Source organism: Bradyrhizobium huanghuaihaiense, from assembly GCF_007830635.1.
Lineage (GTDB): Bacteria > Pseudomonadota > Alphaproteobacteria > Rhizobiales > Xanthobacteraceae > Bradyrhizobium > Bradyrhizobium huanghuaihaiense.
The window spans coordinates 214,809-230,856 of record NZ_VLLA01000007.1; the positions used below are offsets into that span (position 1 = coordinate 214,809).

The window sequence follows — 16,048 nt, forward strand, 5'->3', positions numbered from 1 at the left end:
CCATATGAATACCAGAAGGGAGGTGAGCATCATGCGCATCCAACATTGGCAAGACGCTGCCAGCCTGTTGGTGGGCGTATGGCTGGTCCTGTCGTCCTTTGTCCTCGGCTTATCCGGGGCGGCGGTCTGGATCACCATCGCGCTCGGGCTAGGCGTCATGCTGTTTGCCGTGGAAGCCTTTGTCATCCCGTCCGACCTGGAAGAATGGGGCGAAATGCTGCTGGGACTGGCTCTGGTGGCGGCACCCTGGTCCGTCGGCTACGAGTCCGCATCCGCCACGGCTAGCAGCGTAGTGTCCGGCCTATTGGTGATCTTGCTCGCTGTCTGGGAATTGATGACCGATCGCAACTTCAGTGCCTGGTGGCACGATCACTGGCCTCACCGCGCCGGCTGAGAGGAGAGGTTGCCGGCTCTTCTCCGACCGCCATCGTATGGCGGCCGGAGGAGAGGCGATCACGTTACGATGCGGTTCTGGGCTCGATCGGTTGCCAGATGCTGATCTTGCGTGTCTCCGGCATCAGGAACAGCGCGAGCAGGAAGCACACCGCGGGGACCGCAATCGGGTAGATCAGCGCGTAGCCTATGCTTCCGGTCGCCGCGAAGGCCGCCGACGTGATGAACGGCACCAATCCGCCGCCCCAGCCGTTGCCGATGTGGTACGGCACCGACACCGACGTGTACCTGATCCTGCCGGGAAAGAATTCCGCCAGGAACGCGCCGACCGGCCCGTAGACCATCCCGACGTAGCAAACGAGGATGAAGATGATGAAGATCGCGGTCGGATAGTTGATGTTGCCGGGCTGCGTGACCGCTCCCAGCCACAGATACAGCGGATAATACGTGATCGCGGCGAGCAGCATGCCGCCCAGGATGACCGGCTTCCGGCCGATCTGATCCGACAGCCAGCCGAAGAAAATCAGGCTCGGTGTGGCAATCAGCAGCGCTGTACCCACGATGTAGGCGGAGGTCAGCGCGTCCACCTTGGAGACCTGCTGCAGGAAGTACAGCGCCCAGAACTGACCGCTGTACCAGACCACGCCCTGACCGATCAGGACCACAACGGCAATCCCGATGTATTTGATGTTCGAACTCAGGAAGGCCTCCTTCCAGGGGTTCCTGGTCATCTGCCCGCGAGCCTTGATCTCCTGGAAGATCGGCGTCTCCTGGAGCTGGAGACGGATATAGATGGCGATGGCGACCAGCAGGAAGGACACCAGGAACGGAACGCGCCACGCCCATTCGTCGAACGCCTGATTGCCGAACCAAGTCCGTGTCAGGATGATCACTGCCAGGGACACGACGATGCCGAGAGTTGGCGAGGTCTGTAGCCAGCCGGTGTAGTAGCCGCGCTTGTCGTCCGGAACATGCTCTGCGACATAGGTGATGGCGCCGCCATATTCGCCGCCCAGACACAGACCCTGGATCATGCGCAAACCGAATAAAAGGAACGCCGCCGTCAGACCGATGGACTGGTAGGTCGGGATCAACCCGATTGCCCCGGTGCCCAGTCCCATTCCGCTCAGCGTGATGAGGAACGTATATTTTCGTCCGACCCTGTCGCCCATCCATCCAAAGAGGAAGGCTCCCAGCGGGCGGATCAGGAAGCCCGCAGTGAACAGCGCGATCGTGCTGAGGAGGGCTGCAACCGGGTGGGACTGCTCGAAGAACTTGACCGACAGAACTGCGGCCAGGCTGCCAAAGATATAGAAATCATACCATTCGATGACGTTTCCCACCGACGCAGCAACAATCACGCGACGAAAATCGCTCGGTACTTGAACTGCCATGTGCTGCTCCTATCGAATTCAAACGCTACTCTTGGCGCTCTTCAGCGCCCATTCGCTCGCGGAGTACGTTTGGTGCGCGTCGCCACAGGCGAAAATTGCGAGTTGCGTCCGCAACGCCTAATCTCAGGGAGGCCTGAGCCATCTGAGAAGAGCTCCAGCGGTCTCTTCGGTACCGCGAGCTATCACGACCTGCCCGTCTGCCGGGGAGGCGGTGAAGCAGTGTAATCCCGCCGGGGCTGGCGTCTTATGAGACTTTCGGCTCAATCGATCTGAACCGAGGCTGACCCGTCCTGAGATGGAACGGGCGCCCATCGTGCCGGGCATTTTTGTCACGAACGAACGGAAAAGCCTCTCAGGCGTTGTGTGGGTCCAACGAGGAGCCCACTATGCAGAACATCGCAGAGCATATGGAAGTCATTGGCGCCGACGGCGTCCACGTCGGCACCGTTGATCGCGTCGAGGGCAACCGCATCAAGCTGACGAAGAAGGACAGCGGCGAGGGCAGCCACAAAGGCCATCATCACTTTATCGACAAGGGCCTCGTCGCCGGTGTCGAAGGCAACAAGGTGCGCCTGTCGGCCAAGGCGGATGTCGCCGTGACGATGGAAGAGGAAAAGTAGGGCGCACCCTCTTCGTTCCTGATCTGTACCGCTATTCGTCCGCCTGCACGTTCCGGTAGCCTCTGAGCCTGTCGCGTATCATAAGGTGCAGGAATGGCGGAGGCGGGCCGGCCGCAGCGTGTCTCGCAAGGGATCGCAGGAACCTGGCCGGCGGGGCGCTCCGCGTCCGCTGGCGGCCTTGCACCCGCAGACTTCGACCTCTGGTCCGCGATCGCCGGGACATTGCGCCAATGGGCCAGCGCCGAGGCCGGCGCGGGCCGGCTGTTGCCGTGGGTCCCCGTCGCTTTCGGCAGCGGCATCGGACTCTACTTTGCGGCCGACCACGAGCCGGTGCTGTGGGTCGTTGCCACAACGGCGATCGCGCTGCTGCTCGGCGCCGTCCTGGTGCGGCGGAGCCGGCTGTTTGCCCCTGCGATCATGATCGCGGCGGTTGCGGCCGGCTTTGCCGTCGCCACCTGGAAGACGGCGCGGATCGCGCACACCGTTCTGGCAAAGCCGCTCTATTCAGTGTCGTTGTCGGGCTTCGTCGAGACGCGCGACATCCGCGAGCGCACCGATCGCTTCGTGCTGCGCGTCACCGCGATGGAGGCGCAGCGCAGCGACATCAAGTTGGAGCGCGTGCGGCTCTCGGTTCGCAAGGGGACAGCGCCCGAGGTCGGCAGCTTCGTGCAGCTCAAGGCGCGGCTGATGCCGCCGATCTCGCCGGTGCGCCCCGGCAGCTACGATTTCTCGCGCGACATGTTCTTCCAGGGCATCGGTGCCTCGGGCTTCGTGATGGGCGCCATCACGGCTTCGGTGCCGCCGGAGACCGGCGGCTTGCGGCTGCGCTACGCCGCCTTCATGCAGGGCCTGCGCGATGCGATCGACGCGCGCATCCGTGCCGTGCTCGAAGGCGACAACCGCGCGATCGCGACTGCGCTCTTGACCGGCCGGCGCGATGCCATCACGACGCCCGTCAACGACGCGATGTTCGTCTCGGGGCTCGGCCACGTGCTGTCGATCTCCGGCTATCACATGGCGGTGGTTGCCGGCGTCGTGTTCTTCGCGGTGCGCGCGCTGCTGGCCTTGATCCCGGGACTGGCGGTCGGCTTCCCCATCAAGAAATGGTCGGCGGCTGCAGCGCTGGTTGCCGCGGCGTTTTATCTTCTGCTCTCGGGCGCGGAGGTTGCTACGCAACGCTCGTTCTTCATGACCGCGGTGGTGCTGATCGCCGTCATGGTCGATCGCCGCGCCATCACCTTCCGCACGCTGGCCGTGGCCGCGCTGATCGTGCTCGCGGTGGCGCCGGAGGCGCTGGTTCACCCCAGTTTCCAGATGTCGTTTGCGGCAACGCTCGGGCTGGTGGCGCTGGTGCAGATCGGCATGCCGAACCTGTTTGCCTCGCCCGACCATTCCGCGACCGCGCGCATCGCGCTGTGGGGCGGCCGCGAGATCGCGATGCTGTTCCTGGCCTCGCTGATCGCGGGGCTTGCGACCACGCCCTATGCTGCCTTCCACTTCCACCGCGTCACGCCTTACGGCGTGCTCGCCAATCTCGGCGCGATGCCGGTGGTCTCGGCGCTGGTGATGCCGGCCGGATTGTTGGGCTTGCTCGCTGCTCCCTTCGGGCTCGATGGCGTGTTCTGGTGGCTGATGGGGATCGGCATCGACTGGATGGTCGTGGTGTCGCGTTGGGTGGCGGCACTGCCCGGCGCGGTCGGCCGCATCCCGGCGTTCGGCATCGCGCCGCTGATCGCGGCCAGTCTCGGCATCATTGTCATGGGTCTCTTGCGTACGCCGCTGCGCTGGTCAGGCGGGCTGGTGCTGCTGGCTGCGATCCTCTGGGGCCTGTCGGCGCGGCCGCCGGATATCCTGATCGCCGGAGACGGCCAAAGCGTTGCGGTGCGGGGCAGGGACGGACACCTGCACATGATCCGGGCTGGCAAGGACAGCTTTCTGCTGAAGGAGTGGCTGGCAGCCGACGCTGACCCGCGCGATGCCGCCAATGGTACGCTGGCCGACGGCGTGTCGTGCGACGAGGCCGGCTGCGTGACGCCGCTTGCCGACGGGCGCCTCGTCGCGCTGGCCTTGCGCATCGATGCGCTGGCGGACGATTGCAGCCGCGCCGCGCTGGTGGTGACGGCCCGGCCGGCTGCGCCGGATTGCGCGGCGATGGTGGTGGACCGGCAGCGCCTTGCCGCGCAGGGCGCATTGGCGCTGACACGGCGGGGCGACGGCTTTGCGGTGCAGACGGTCAAGGCAAGAGGCGCAGACCGCCCATGGGCGCCGGCAACCGCCGGCGAAGGCGATTTCGGCGCGAGCCTTGCGCCGCCGGCGGCGGTGCCCCGTAGCCGGGATGCGACGCCGTCCGAGGCGGACATGCAGGCTGAGGATTGAGGAGGCGGGCTACAGGTACCACGCCAGCACGGCGTCGAGCCCGGCGCTCCCGATCACCGGCAAGGCAACCATCTGGCTCAGCCCGGACGCGCGGGCTTCGGCCGCGGCGATCGATTTGTCATGCGCGAGATCATCGTTGAGCGCAGGCATCCCCGTGGCCCAGGCGCCGCCGATGCTGCCGTCGCCCCTCGTGATGGACTTGTCCGCATAGAGCGCGACAAGATCGGTCTGGGCGCTGCAATCGCCGGCGCGGAAGACCAGCGCAGAACGAGCCTCATCCGGCCCCCAGATCTCGAAGCGCCGCGCAATTGGCGTTGCCTGCGCGGAGAGGAAGGTCAGCACCCAGGTCTGGTCGGTGCCGGTCCGGTAGGGAACGCCGACGCCGAGATTGATCCCGACCTCGGCGGCGTCTTCCCAGCGCAGAAAGCTCTTGGCGTTGTGCAGGTCCTTGATGATCAGCGGCAGGCCGGCTTTCCAGGTGCGTCCGGGCAGGCCGAAGCCGCGCGGAAACCTGGTGTGGCGCGAGTTGAACTCGAACATGTCGGCGGTGCCATAGTAGCCGTCGACGAGGCCCATCTCGTGGGAGGTATCGGGGTCGTTGTGCCAGAGCTCGATCGCGCCGACATGCGCCTCGTCGTCGCCGCAGAACAGGACCATCACGGCTTGCAGGAATTCGCCTGAAAATACCGGCACCGCCACGCCGCAAGTCAGGCCCGCGGCGAGGGCCTGGTCGGTCCGTTTGAAATAGGAGTTGGCGAATTTGGTGAGGATGACGGGGTGGCCGGAAGCCCAGGCCTTGCCGGGAAGCCCCTCATCCCGACCGAAGCGCAGCTCTTCACTTGCGGCCTTGAACGCGGACAGCCCTTCGCCGTAGAGGCCCCCGCCGAATTCCAGCCGCGTACGCGTCCGGTCGGGCACCCAGAGTTCAACGACGCGAATGAAGGTCTTCATCGAACGTGTCCGCCGCCTCAAGCCTTTTGGCAGCATCGGCCATTTGCCTGCGGAACGGACGTTCAAAATTCAGGCAGGGCAGCGCAAACTTCGTGCGACGGAGAAGAGCGGCGGCTGATCCGGCGAAGGTATTTTCGAAGATGCAAACCACACCACGTCGCCGGCCACGGCCGGCGATGGCGATTTCAATCATGGCCCGACCCGCGAGCCGGGGCAGCTACGATCAGCCGATCGGCAGGCGTGTGATCGTCGGCCTGTCGGCGATGGTCTGCGGCTTGTGCTCGCGCTCGCCGAGTGGCTGGGTCACCGGCAATTGCAGCACGGTTGCGCGCTGGCCTTCGACGAGCTGAGTCACCAGCACGTATTTGCCGTCGGGAAATTCGATCGCATCGTGATGGCGATCCGGAATGTGCGGGTCGATCTTGCCGAACTTGCCGACGCGCGAGTTGATGGTGCGCGTCCAGATCCAGCGATTGTCGTAGCGGACGTTGTCGGCGAAGGCGAGCTCCGTTCCCGGCAGCAGGCATACCGCGACGGACATGTCGGCTTCGGAGGCGAAGCCGCGTGTCGAGGTGCCGCGGAAGGTTGTCGTGACGATCGTCTCGCCGACTTCGGCGGGACGCGTCGCGACGGCGTGCAGGCTGTAGTCACACATCGGGGTGCTCCTCATTCGAAGATAGCGACCCGCGCCTCTTGTCGAGGCACAAGCCTCTATCAGAGTGGAAGCATACAACGGTCTGCTTGGTTGTGGGCAAATCTGCGGCTTGGCTCCGCAGGCTGCCATCACAATATCTTTTTCAGATGCACGAGGAACAAAGCCCGCTTCCGTGCATTCTGCGAGCTTCTTCTTCGTCAGCGGCCAGCAGGTGCCGACCAGCCCGAATACGGCCAGGCCGGTTGCGACTGCTGTGCAACGGCGTCGCGTGCGTTGCGCAATTGCTCACGCGCTGGCGTCGTCTTGCGGACATGATGCGATCGTGCGGCGACGGCCGGTGACACTGACGTTGCGATCAGCGCCATCGCGACGGTGCTCAAGACGATCTTGCGCATGGTTGTCTCCTCGGTTTCTCAAAGGCCCGCAAAGCGATGCGTGCTTTGCGCGGCGTGCCGAGGATCTAGCGCGGGGGAGGTGGCCGGATAATCTGTGCAGAACCAGAAAGACTATCCAGCCGGAGCGGACAATGATCCGCTCCAATCGTTTAGGCGCGGTCGCCAACTGGCACCGCGGGATGCACCTAGTACTTCCGGTACAGGCCGATCAGCTTGCCCTGAATCTTCACCCGGTTGGGCGGCAGGATGCGGACCTCATAGGCGGCGTTGGCGGGCTCGAGCGCGATCGATGCGCCGCGGCGGCGGAAGCGCTTCAGCGTTGCTTCCTCGTCGTCGATCAGCGCCACCACGATGTCACCGGTGTCGGCGCTCTCGTTGCGCTGGATCAGCGCCATGTCGCCGTCGAGGATGCCGGCTTCCACCATCGAATCGCCGCGCACTTCGAGGGCGTAGTGCTCGCCGGAGCCGAGCATGTCAGGCGGTACACTGATAGTGTGGCTGCGGGTCTGCAGCGCCTCGATCGGCGTGCCGGCCGCGATACGGCCCATGACGGGCACGGCGACGGGACGCTCACCCTCGTCAGCCGGCGGGCTGGAGGTCGTGCGCACCTTGCCGAGATTGCCTTCGATGACGCTCGGCGTGAAGCCGCGGCGGCTGCCGGCAGCCGCCTGGAGCTCGGGCAGCTTGATGACCTCGATCGCGCGGGCGCGGTTGGGCAGGCGCCGGATGAAGCCGCGCTCCTCGAGCGCGGTGATCAGGCGATGGATGCCCGATTTCGAGCGCAGATCGAGCGCGTCCTTCATCTCGTCGAAGGAAGGCGGCACGCCGCTTTCCTTCAGTCGCTCGCTGATGAACCGCAGGAGCTCGTATTGTTTGCGCGTTAACATCTCGACCAAAATCCCCCGGTTGATGTCGTTCGATTCCGAGACGCTCAGTTCAGCGATAAGCCGCTGCATGCTCGAAACAAATCATGAACGGACACTATATGTTCGATACATGTTCCGCAACTGCTTAATTTACCGTGAACGCGACAAAGTTCGCGGAACGCGTGTGGTGACAGCGTTCATACGGGCAGCAGCAGCACCTCGCAGGGCGAGCCGGCTTCGGCCTTGGGCGCGAACGGCGCGCGCACGAGAAGTGCCTGTGCCGCAGCGAGATTCGCAAGCAGCGAAGAATCCTGGTGATTGACGGGCAGGGCCATGAGCGTGCCGTCGTCGCGCCGCTCCAGGCGCGTGCGAAGATAATCCTCGCGCTGGTCGTTGGCATTGAGGTCGCGGCCGAGCACGGCGTGCTCGCGGCGATGATGAATCACCGAGCGGCCCGACAGCGCGCGAATCAACGGCACCATGAACAGGAAAGCGCAGACGTAGGATGACACGGGATTGCCGGGCAGGCCGATGACGCGCATCGCGCCGAGCCGGCCGTGCATCATCGGCTTGCCCGGCCGCATCGCGATCTTCCAGAACGACATCGCGATGCCCTCGGCCTTGAGCGCCTGCTGGACCAGATCGTGGTCGCCGACCGAGGCGCCGCCGCTCGTGATCAGGATGTCGGCGCCGCTCTCGCGGGCCCGGCGGATCCCGGCGGCGGTGGCTTCCAGCGTGTCGGCGGCAACCCCGAGATCGACGGTATCGGCGCCCTCCTGGCGGGCGAGCGCGTGCAGGGCGTAGCCGTTGGAGTAGACGATCTGGCCGGGGCCGGGCGTTGCGCCCGGCATCACCAGCTCGTCGCCGGTGGCGAGGATCGCGACCTTGGGACGGCGTTGGACCGGAAGGTGCGGGTGATTCATCCCGGCGGCGAGTGCGAGATCGCGCTCGGTGAGCCGGGCTCCCTTGCGCAGCAGCACGTCGCCCTCGGCAAAGTCGACCCCGGCGCGCCGGATGTGCCGTCCGGGAATCGCCGCTTCCTTGATCGTGATGCGCTTGCCGTCAGCGACCGTATCCTCCTGGATCACGACCGCATCCGCGCCGGCGGGAACGACGCCGCCGGTGAAGATCCGGACCGCTTCGCCGGCGCCGACCGACCCGGCAAATGGCCGCCCGGCCGCGACCTCGCCGATCACCGTCAGTTGGGAATCGATCGTCGCCGCGTCGGCCGTGCGCACGGCATAGCCGTCCATCGCCGACATCGCCTGCGGCGGCTGCGTACGCCGCGCCGCGATGTCGCGCGCCAGCACGCGGTGGTAGGCCTGGTCGAGGGGGACCGTCTCCTCAGGCAGCGGCTCCGCGCCGGCAAGCACCGCGGCAAGCGCGTCAGATACCGGCATCAAAGCCACGGGTGAAAACTCCTGCTGAGCACGTTCGGCAAATCGGCGGCGAGAGTTCTAGCCGAGTGCGGCCGCAGAGGCAAAACAGGGGAGATGCAGGATGATTCAGCCTGCGTCGTTCGCTCTATCGCGAAAGATGGACGTCAAATCCGCCGCGGCATGATCCGGAAGGCGAGGCAGACCGGCACGAGGACGGCCATGGCAAGCACGAGAAGAACGAGCGCCACGGCCAGCATCGGTCAACTCCCTGCCGGCGCGTCCGGACTGACATCCGGCGCTTTGGGACCCTGGTCCTTGTCGGGCAGCGGGTCGGCCTGGGATTTCAGGTCGGCGGCCTTGCTGATCAACTTGGCGGATAGGTCGGAGTCCGAGGTGGTTCTTGCGAACTCGAGCAGGAGAGAGGCTTGCTTGGTGAGGTAGGATTTGCCCAGCACGTCGATCGGTCCAATGTAGAAGTCCCAACGGACTCAAGAGTCCGGAAGGGCAGATTCCGTTCCCGGAACTTTGTACAAAAATGCACAAAGTGATTTGGTTCCTCATATTTGGCAAACGAGTTCCAGGGAACCGCACCTGCCGGGAGGCGGATCCGTCAAATCCCGAGCTGCTTCAGCGCATCGCCGACGTCACGGGGCGAGGTCACATGCACCGCGGTCAGCCCGCGCGCCCGTGCCCCCTCGATGTTTTCCGCGAGGTCGTCGAAGAAGACGATGCGGCTCGCCGGCACGCCCATAGCGGCCACGACATGGTCGAAAGCCTCCGCGTCCGGTTTACGCAGGCCGATGCTGGACGACAGGTAGAGCTCGCGGAAATGGCCGAGCAGGCCGGCATATTCCTTCGAGAAATGGTCGACATGCGGCCGGTTGGTGTTGGAGAAGGCGTAGAGCGGCATCCGCCTCGCCGCACGCGGCAACAGTTCCGCGATGTCAGGCATCTCGCCGGCGAAGATCGCGTTCCAGCCCTCCAGGAACTGCGCGTCGGAAATCGCGATCCCGAGTGATGAGCGCAGCGAGGCGAAATAGTCCGCGTCGCTGATCTTGCCGACCTCGTGCAGCCGGTAGGCTTCGCTGTCGCGCACATAGCGCGCGACGATGGCTTCAGGCTTGCAGCCGGCGTGTCCCGCCCAGCAGGCGATCGCCCTGGAGAAATCGATGTCGAGCACCACGCGCCCGAGATCGAACAGAAGCGCGTCTGCGCTGCCGGGAGAGAGCGGGGTCACCTGCATCCTTTCACTCAGTATCGATAGGGATCGTGCTCGAACAGCGGGAACGCGCTGAACACGCTCGGCGCGTTGGTCGCGGTGGCCGGATGCAGGCAGGACCTGCCGACCTCGGCGAACGAGGTGGCGCCCAAGAGGCCGAGGCAGCGCAGCACCTCGTCTTCCAGCAGCTCCAGCATCCGGGTCACGCCGGCCTCGCCGGCCGCGGCCAGGGCCCAGCATTGCAGCCGGCCGATGCCGACGAGGTCGGCGCCTGCCGCAATCGCCTTGACGATGTCGGTGCCGCGGCAGAAGCCGCCATCGACCATGATCCTGGCGCGGCCTTTCACGGCGTCGACGATTTCAGGCAGCACATGCATGGCGCCGCGGCCGTGGTCGAGCTGGCGGCCGCCATGGTTGGAGACGTAAATCCACTCGACGCCGTGATCGAGCGCGATCTGCGCATCCTCGGCGGTGGCGATGCCCTTCAGGATCAGAGGGATCTTGAACTTGTCCTTGATCATCTTCACCGTCCGCCACTCCAGTCCCTTCTGGTAGTCGCCGCCGGTGGCGCGCAGGCGGCTTTCACGAACGTAGCGCTTGGCGATGTCGCGTTCGCGACGGCTGTAATGGGCGGTGTCCACGGTCAGGCAGAAGGCGGCGTAGGCGTTCTTCTCGGCCCGGCTGACGACATCGGCGACGAAGGCGTCATCGCCGCGCACATAGAGCTGGTAGAGACGCAGCGCGTCGGGGGCAGCCTCGGCGGTTTTCTCCAGGCCGGGCTCGGACACCGAGCTCAGCATGTGCGCCGCACCGAAGGTGCCGGCAGCACGTGCGACGCTCGCGGCGCCATCCGGGTCAAAAATCTCGAGCGCGCCGACCGGGGCCAGCACCACCGGCAGGCGCATCTTGCGGCCGAACTGCTCGACGCTTCCGTCGACCTTGCGGACGTCGCGCAGCACGCGCGGGCGGAAGGCGATCTCGTCCAGCGCCATGCGATTGCGGCGCATCGTGGTCTCGGTCTCGGCGGCGCCGACGATATAGTCCCAGGCATTCTGGTTGAGGTTGGCGCGCGCCTTCCGGATGAATTCGTGCAGGTTCTGGAACGGCTCGTTGCTGGCGCCGAGTTCAACGTTCCGTTCCGGCCGGATGCGGGGCGCTTCGTTCATTGTTGTCCTCCCGAGAATTTGAAGCCTTGTGTCATCGCCTAACCCGTCCGCCTCTCCAAAACCATCCTAAAATCGCATAGCTGCGAAGCGCGGGCCGGCCGACCGAGTCCCGTCTTTCGCGCGAGACGGTTTCGGAACGTTGCCAAAAGTTTAGGCCGGGACGAAGGGATTTTTGCAGGTGCCCCGCCGGCGTTGCGGGCCGGCCTTGAAGAAACCTGAATGGTATTGTGAGAACCGGGCTGGATCGCCATTTGCATGGCGGCTCCCGAGCCCCGAGCAAGAAGGCTAACTCTCCATGCGGAAATCCCTGCTGTTCCCCCTTGGCGCGCTCACCGGCGTGTGCCTGACCCTTCTGGTATCCGGTCCGCAGGGCGGACTATGGGCGGCGAGGGCGGCGGCGGGCGCGGACGATGCCTATTCCAAGCTCAACCTGTTCGGCGAAGTGTTCGAGCGGGTGAAGGCGAGCTATGTCGAGAAGCCGGACAATTCCAAGCTGATCGAAGGCGCGATCACCGGCATGGTGACCTCGCTCGATCCGCATTCACGCTACATGAACGACAAGGCCTGGACCGAGATGCAGGAGACCACCTCCGGCGAGTTCGGCGGGCTCGGCATCGAGGTCACGATGGAGGACGGCCTCGTCAAGGTCGTCTCGCCGATCGACGACACGCCGGCTTCGAAGGCCGGCATCATGTCAGGCGACCTCATCAGCAAGATCGACGGCGACGCCGTGCAGGGCATGACGCTCGAGCAGGCCGTCAACAAGATGAAGGGCCCGGTCGACACCAAGACCAAGCTCACCATCGTGCGCAAGGGCGCGGACGCCCCGCTCGACGTGGCGATCACGCGCGAGATCATCCACGTGCGCCCCGTCCGCTTCCATGTCGAGAACGGCGATATCGGCTATATCCGCGTCACCTCGTTCAACGAGCAGACCACCGACGGCCTGAAGAAGGCGATCGCCTCGATCTCCAAGCAGGTGCCGCAGGAGAAGCTGGTTGGCTACGTGATGGACCTGCGCAACAATCCGGGTGGATTGCTCGACCAGGCCGTGTCGGTGTCGAGCGCCTTCCTGCAGCGCGGCGAGGTCGTCTCGACGCGTGGCCGCAATCCGGAAGAGACCCAGCGCTTCACCGCGCATGGCGGCGACCTCACCAAGGGCAAGCCGCTCGTGATCCTGGTCAATGGCGGCTCGGCTTCGGCCTCGGAGATCGTGGCCGGTGCGCTGCATGACCACAAGCGTGCCACGATCATCGGCACGCGCTCGTTCGGCAAGGGCTCGGTGCAGACCATCATCCCGCTCGGCTCCGGCAACGGCGCGCTGGCGTTGACTACGGCGCGCTACTACACGCCGTCAGGCCGCTCGATCCAGGCCCAGGGCATCGCGCCCGACATCGAGATCCTCCAGGATGTGCCGCCCGAGCTGAAGGGCCGGATGGACACCATGGCGGAGTCCCAGATGCGCGGCCATCTGCAAGCCGCCGACGGCACCGAGCAGACCGGATCGCAGTCCTACGTCCCGCCGGAAGAGAAGGACGACAAGGCCCTGCACGCGGCCTATGACTTCCTCCACGGCGTCACCGCGAATGCCGTCGCCTCAAAGCCCGCGCCGAAGGCCGCGGTGCCGAACTAGACCTTGCGATCTCCAGACACCGATCGCCCGGGAGTGGATACCGCTCCCGGGCGATTTCGTTTGGGGGATTGTCTCGGTGATCCGTAGCCCGGATGGAGCGAAGCGCAATCCGGGATTCACACTACACGGACCCGGATTACGCTTCGCTCCATCCGGGCTACGCTCGCGACATTCCGATCTAGCCTGCTTCCCGTCGGCGGCTCTCGCTGCCTTCGCGCCGGGCGAGCCGGCTGCGATGCAGCGCGAACAGCTCCAGCATCTTGTCGGCAGGTTTTGCGGCGCTGAACAGATAGCCCTGCATCTCGGTGCAGCCGAGCGTGCGCAGCAGCCGTTGCTGCTCTTCGGTCTCGACGCCCTCGGCGGTGGTCGCCATGCGGCGGGCGCTGGCGAGGTTGACCACGGCCTGGACGATGCTGGCGGAGCCGTCGGGGCCGGCGATATCCTCGACGAAGCAGCGGTCGATCTTGATCTTGTCGAACGGGAAGCGGTGCAGATAGCTCAGCGAGGAATAACCGGTGCCGAAATCGTCGAGCGCGATGCGCACGCCGATGGCGCGGAGCTGGTGCAGGATCGCGAGCGCCGTGTCATCGTCGCGGATCAGCACCGCCTCGGTGATCTCGAGCTCGAGCCGGCTCGCCGGAAGGTTGGAAGCGGCGAGCGCCGCCATGATCTTCAGCGCCAGCGTGCCGCTCTTGAACTGCACCGGCGAGACGTTGACGGCGAGGCGGATGTCGTCGGGCCAGCCGGCAGCATCCCGGCAGGCGGTCGCCAGCACCCATTCGCCGATCTCGTTGATCAGGCCAGTGTCCTCGGCGATCGGGATGAACTCGGCCGGCGAGACCATGCCGCGCTCGGGATGGCGCCAGCGCACCAGTGCCTCGCAGCCGGTGATGCGGTCGTCCTTCAGGCCGAGGCAAGGCTGGTAATAGACCTCGAGGCCGCCACGCGCGATGGCGTGGCGCAGGTCGATCTCGAGCTGCCGCCGCTCGCGGACCTTGGCGTCCATCTCGGGTTCGAAGAAGCGGTAGGTGCGGCGTCCCGCGGATTTGGCGGCGTACATCGCAAGATCGGCGTTCTTCAGGATCTGGTCCAGCGCCGTGCCGTGTCCCGGCGCCAGTGCGATGCCGATGCTGGCGTCGCTGGTGAGATGATGGCCCATGCAGTCGAATGGCGTGCGGATGGCCTGGAAGATCCGGGCGACGAGATCGTTGACCTGGTCCGGCGAGGTCACCGCGCTCTGCACGATGGCAAACTCGTCGCCGCCGAGCCGTGCCACGAAATCCGTCGGACCGGCGCAGCGGCTGAGGCTCGCTGCCATCGATTTCAGCAGCTCGTCGCCGACGAGATGGCCGAGCGCGTCGTTGACCCCCTTGAACTCGTCGATGTCGATATAGTGGACCGCGACCTCTTCGCCATCGACGATGGCGGCCAGCTCCTGCCGCAGATGCTCGTGGAACATGGCGCGGTTGGGCAGATCGGTCAGCGCGTCGTAATGGGCAAGGTGGGTGATGCGCTCCTCGATGCGCCGGCGCTCGGTAATGTCCTCGTGCGTCGCCACCCAGCCGCCGTCCACGAGCGGTTCGTTGAGGACCTGAATCGAGCGGCCGTCGGCGGTGTCCACGACCATGGAATTGCGGACATGAATGTCGCGCAGCACGCGTTCACAATATTGATCGACGTCGCCGGTGAACGAGCCGGTCGTCTTGCGATGCGCGATGATGTCGTGGAAGCTGCAGCCCGGCGCCACCACGGCGGCCGACAGGCCGTACATGTCGATGTAGCGCTGGTTGCACACCACGAGCCGCCGGTCCGCGTCGAACAGCAGCAAGCCCTGGGTCATGTTGTTCACGGCGCGGTCGAGACGTTGTTTCTCCAGCGTCAGCCGTTCCCTGGAGAGGCGGTGCTGCTCCAGCAGCTTGCGCACGATCGCGATCAGAACGCCGGCGATGGCGAGCGCGGAAGAGGCGGCGACCGAGACCAGGATGCCGATCTGCTCGCGCCAGTCCGTCAGAGCCGCCGCGCGTGTCGTCGTGGCCATCATCAGGATCGGGTAGTGGGGCAGGGCGTGCGAAGCGATCAGGCGGTCCTCGCCGTCGACCGGGCTCATGAAGCGTCCGGCGAAGTGATCGAGCCCGAAGACCCGCTGCTGCTCGAAGGGCCCGGTCCTGAAATTCCGCCCCATCAATTCGCTGGAATGGGGATAGCGGGCGAGCAGCGTGCCGTCGCGATGCAACATCGAGATCGTCGCACCTTCGCCGAGCACCACGGATTCGAAGAATTTCTCGAAATTGGCCGGCTCGATGCCGCGTCCGACCACGCCCATGAACTCACCGTTCGGGCCGACGATCCTGCGCACGAGCAGGATGGTCCAGGCGCCGGAGATCCGGCTGTGCAGCGGCTCGATCAGGACATCAGGCGAATAGGGGTCGTATTTGAAGGTGCGGAAATAGGCGCGATCGGCGACGTTCACCTTGGGGGCGGGCCATGCCGTCGATGAATTGATCAGATTGCCGTCGGCATCGATGATGTTGACGCCGCCGATGTAAGGAAGCGCCTCGATCTTCGAGCGCAGCATCCGGTGGATGTCCTGACCCGAGAGGCGCTTGCGATAGTCTTCCGCGTTGGAAATGCCGATCGTGCGGACGTGGTCGACGAAATCCTTCTGGATGACCGCGAAATCCTGCAATTGCTGATCGAAATGATGGGCCAGCATCAAGACGGTGTTTTCCAGCTCGCGGCCGGAATTACGCAGCGCGCGTTCGCGGAAGTTCTGCGCCATCAGCGTCGCGCCGACGGCGATCGCGGCGATCAGCAGCGTGCCGCCCACGACCAGCCAGCGGATCGGTCCGCTGCGCGCGAAGGCCTGGTCGTAAAGGCGACTGCCGAATTTCGTCATCATGTCGATCGCTGCCGCGCACACGCCAGGATCAATTCTTGATCCTCGAGACATCCGTTGGTTTACGGGAACGGTATGGAGCAGAAGTTAGGAAGCGCGGTTAAT

General features: G+C 65.2%; 15 protein-coding genes. 4 read left to right on the top strand and 11 right to left on the bottom strand.

Annotated elements, in window-relative coordinates:
• The first annotated feature begins 31 nt into the window (after positions 1-31).
• Positions 32-394 (top strand): SPW repeat protein, encoded by a 363-nt coding sequence (locus IQ16_RS17185; protein WP_051122962.1) that lies wholly within the window; start codon positions 32-34, stop codon positions 392-394.
• A gap of 64 nt (positions 395-458) precedes the next feature.
• Here IQ16_RS17185 and IQ16_RS17190 read toward each other — a convergent pair whose 3' ends face one another.
• Positions 459-1,787 carry an MFS transporter gene (locus IQ16_RS17190; protein ID WP_018642287.1) on the bottom strand — a complete coding sequence of 443 codons (1,329 nt, stop codon included), beginning with the start codon at positions 1,785-1,787 and terminating at the stop codon, positions 459-461.
• A 386-nt stretch (positions 1,788-2,173) separates the two neighbouring features.
• Between IQ16_RS17190 and IQ16_RS17195 the strand changes: the two genes are divergently transcribed.
• Entirely contained in the window at positions 2,174-2,407 is a 234-nt protein-coding gene (locus IQ16_RS17195) for a DUF2171 domain-containing protein (protein WP_026311879.1), read from the top strand.
• A 93-nt stretch (positions 2,408-2,500) separates the two neighbouring features.
• Positions 2,501-4,783 (top strand): ComEC/Rec2 family competence protein, encoded by a 2,283-nt coding sequence (locus IQ16_RS17200; RefSeq protein WP_018642281.1) that lies wholly within the window; start codon positions 2,501-2,503, stop codon positions 4,781-4,783.
• A 9-nt stretch (positions 4,784-4,792) separates the two neighbouring features.
• Here IQ16_RS17200 and IQ16_RS17205 read toward each other — a convergent pair whose 3' ends face one another.
• The 9 genes from IQ16_RS17205 to IQ16_RS17240 all read right to left on the bottom strand — a co-directional run bounded on the left by IQ16_RS17205 (position 4,793) and on the right by IQ16_RS17240 (position 11,414).
• Positions 4,793-5,734, bottom strand: coding sequence for a GAF domain-containing protein (locus IQ16_RS17205; protein ID WP_018642280.1), 942 nt, complete (start codon positions 5,732-5,734; stop codon positions 4,793-4,795).
• Positions 5,709-5,927, bottom strand: coding sequence for a hypothetical protein (locus IQ16_RS45645; RefSeq protein WP_167526332.1), 219 nt, complete (start codon positions 5,925-5,927; stop codon positions 5,709-5,711). Before IQ16_RS45645 ends, IQ16_RS17205 begins: the two co-directional genes overlap by 26 nt.
• A 30-nt stretch (positions 5,928-5,957) precedes the next feature.
• A complete protein-coding gene (locus tag IQ16_RS45650; protein ID WP_018642279.1) occupies positions 5,958-6,389 on the bottom strand; it encodes a hypothetical protein in 432 nt (143 codons plus the stop codon).
• 197 nt (positions 6,390-6,586) lie between these two features.
• The gene (locus IQ16_RS17215) at positions 6,587-6,784 is read right to left on the bottom strand and encodes a hypothetical protein (protein ID WP_018642278.1); all 198 of its coding nucleotides are present in this window, start codon (positions 6,782-6,784) and stop codon (positions 6,587-6,589) included.
• 185 nt (positions 6,785-6,969) lie between these two features.
• Positions 6,970-7,671, bottom strand: a complete 702-nt coding sequence (lexA, locus tag IQ16_RS17220) for a transcriptional repressor LexA (RefSeq protein WP_014494969.1) — start codon at positions 7,669-7,671, stop codon at positions 6,970-6,972.
• A 176-nt stretch (positions 7,672-7,847) separates the two neighbouring features.
• The gene (locus tag IQ16_RS17225) at positions 7,848-9,059 is read right to left on the bottom strand and encodes a molybdopterin molybdotransferase MoeA (protein ID WP_018642276.1); all 1,212 of its coding nucleotides are present in this window, start codon (positions 9,057-9,059) and stop codon (positions 7,848-7,850) included.
• Between the two features lie 230 nt (positions 9,060-9,289).
• Entirely contained in the window at positions 9,290-9,484 is a 195-nt protein-coding gene (locus tag IQ16_RS17230; protein WP_018642274.1) for a hypothetical protein, read from the bottom strand.
• A gap of 155 nt (positions 9,485-9,639) precedes the next feature.
• Positions 9,640-10,272, bottom strand: coding sequence for an HAD family hydrolase (locus tag IQ16_RS17235; protein WP_018642273.1), 633 nt, complete (start codon positions 10,270-10,272; stop codon positions 9,640-9,642).
• An 8-nt stretch (positions 10,273-10,280) separates the two neighbouring features.
• The gene (locus IQ16_RS17240) at positions 10,281-11,414 is read right to left on the bottom strand and encodes an alpha-hydroxy acid oxidase (RefSeq protein WP_018642272.1); all 1,134 of its coding nucleotides are present in this window, start codon (positions 11,412-11,414) and stop codon (positions 10,281-10,283) included.
• Between the two features lie 295 nt (positions 11,415-11,709).
• Between IQ16_RS17240 and IQ16_RS17245 the strand changes: the two genes are divergently transcribed.
• Positions 11,710-13,047, top strand: a complete 1,338-nt coding sequence (locus IQ16_RS17245; RefSeq protein ID WP_018642271.1) for a S41 family peptidase — start codon at positions 11,710-11,712, stop codon at positions 13,045-13,047.
• 178 nt (positions 13,048-13,225) lie between these two features.
• Here IQ16_RS17245 and IQ16_RS17250 read toward each other — a convergent pair whose 3' ends face one another.
• A complete protein-coding gene (locus tag IQ16_RS17250) occupies positions 13,226-15,946 on the bottom strand; it encodes a bifunctional diguanylate cyclase/phosphodiesterase (RefSeq protein ID WP_026311878.1) in 2,721 nt (906 codons plus the stop codon).
• Positions 15,947-16,048 lie beyond the last annotated feature (102 nt).

What these genes read in the sequence shown, in the direction of transcription:
- IQ16_RS17235 (WP_018642273.1), bottom strand. Translation starts at nt 10,272, where the DNA reads ATGCAGGTGACCCCGCTCTCTCCCGGCAGCGCAGACGCGCTTCTGTTC.
- IQ16_RS17190 (WP_018642287.1), bottom strand. Translation starts at nt 1,787, where the DNA reads ATGGCAGTTCAAGTACCGAGCGATTTTCGTCGCGTGATTGTTGCTGCG.
- IQ16_RS17245 (WP_018642271.1), top strand. Translation starts at nt 11,710, where the DNA reads ATGCGGAAATCCCTGCTGTTCCCCCTTGGCGCGCTCACCGGCGTGTGC.
- IQ16_RS17215 (WP_018642278.1), bottom strand. Translation starts at nt 6,784, where the DNA reads ATGCGCAAGATCGTCTTGAGCACCGTCGCGATGGCGCTGATCGCAACG.
- IQ16_RS45650 (WP_018642279.1), bottom strand. Translation starts at nt 6,389, where the DNA reads ATGTGTGACTACAGCCTGCACGCCGTCGCGACGCGTCCCGCCGAAGTC.
- IQ16_RS17195 (WP_026311879.1), top strand. Translation starts at nt 2,174, where the DNA reads ATGCAGAACATCGCAGAGCATATGGAAGTCATTGGCGCCGACGGCGTC.
- IQ16_RS17240 (WP_018642272.1), bottom strand. Translation starts at nt 11,414, where the DNA reads ATGAACGAAGCGCCCCGCATCCGGCCGGAACGGAACGTTGAACTCGGC.
- IQ16_RS17185 (WP_051122962.1), top strand. Translation starts at nt 32, where the DNA reads ATGCGCATCCAACATTGGCAAGACGCTGCCAGCCTGTTGGTGGGCGTA.
- lexA (WP_014494969.1), bottom strand. Translation starts at nt 7,671, where the DNA reads ATGTTAACGCGCAAACAATACGAGCTCCTGCGGTTCATCAGCGAGCGA.
- IQ16_RS17205 (WP_018642280.1), bottom strand. Translation starts at nt 5,734, where the DNA reads ATGAAGACCTTCATTCGCGTCGTTGAACTCTGGGTGCCCGACCGGACG.
- IQ16_RS17250 (WP_026311878.1), bottom strand. Translation starts at nt 15,946, where the DNA reads ATGATGACGAAATTCGGCAGTCGCCTTTACGACCAGGCCTTCGCGCGC.
- IQ16_RS17200 (WP_018642281.1), top strand. Translation starts at nt 2,501, where the DNA reads ATGGCGGAGGCGGGCCGGCCGCAGCGTGTCTCGCAAGGGATCGCAGGA.
- IQ16_RS45645 (WP_167526332.1), bottom strand. Translation starts at nt 5,927, where the DNA reads ATGATTGAAATCGCCATCGCCGGCCGTGGCCGGCGACGTGGTGTGGTT.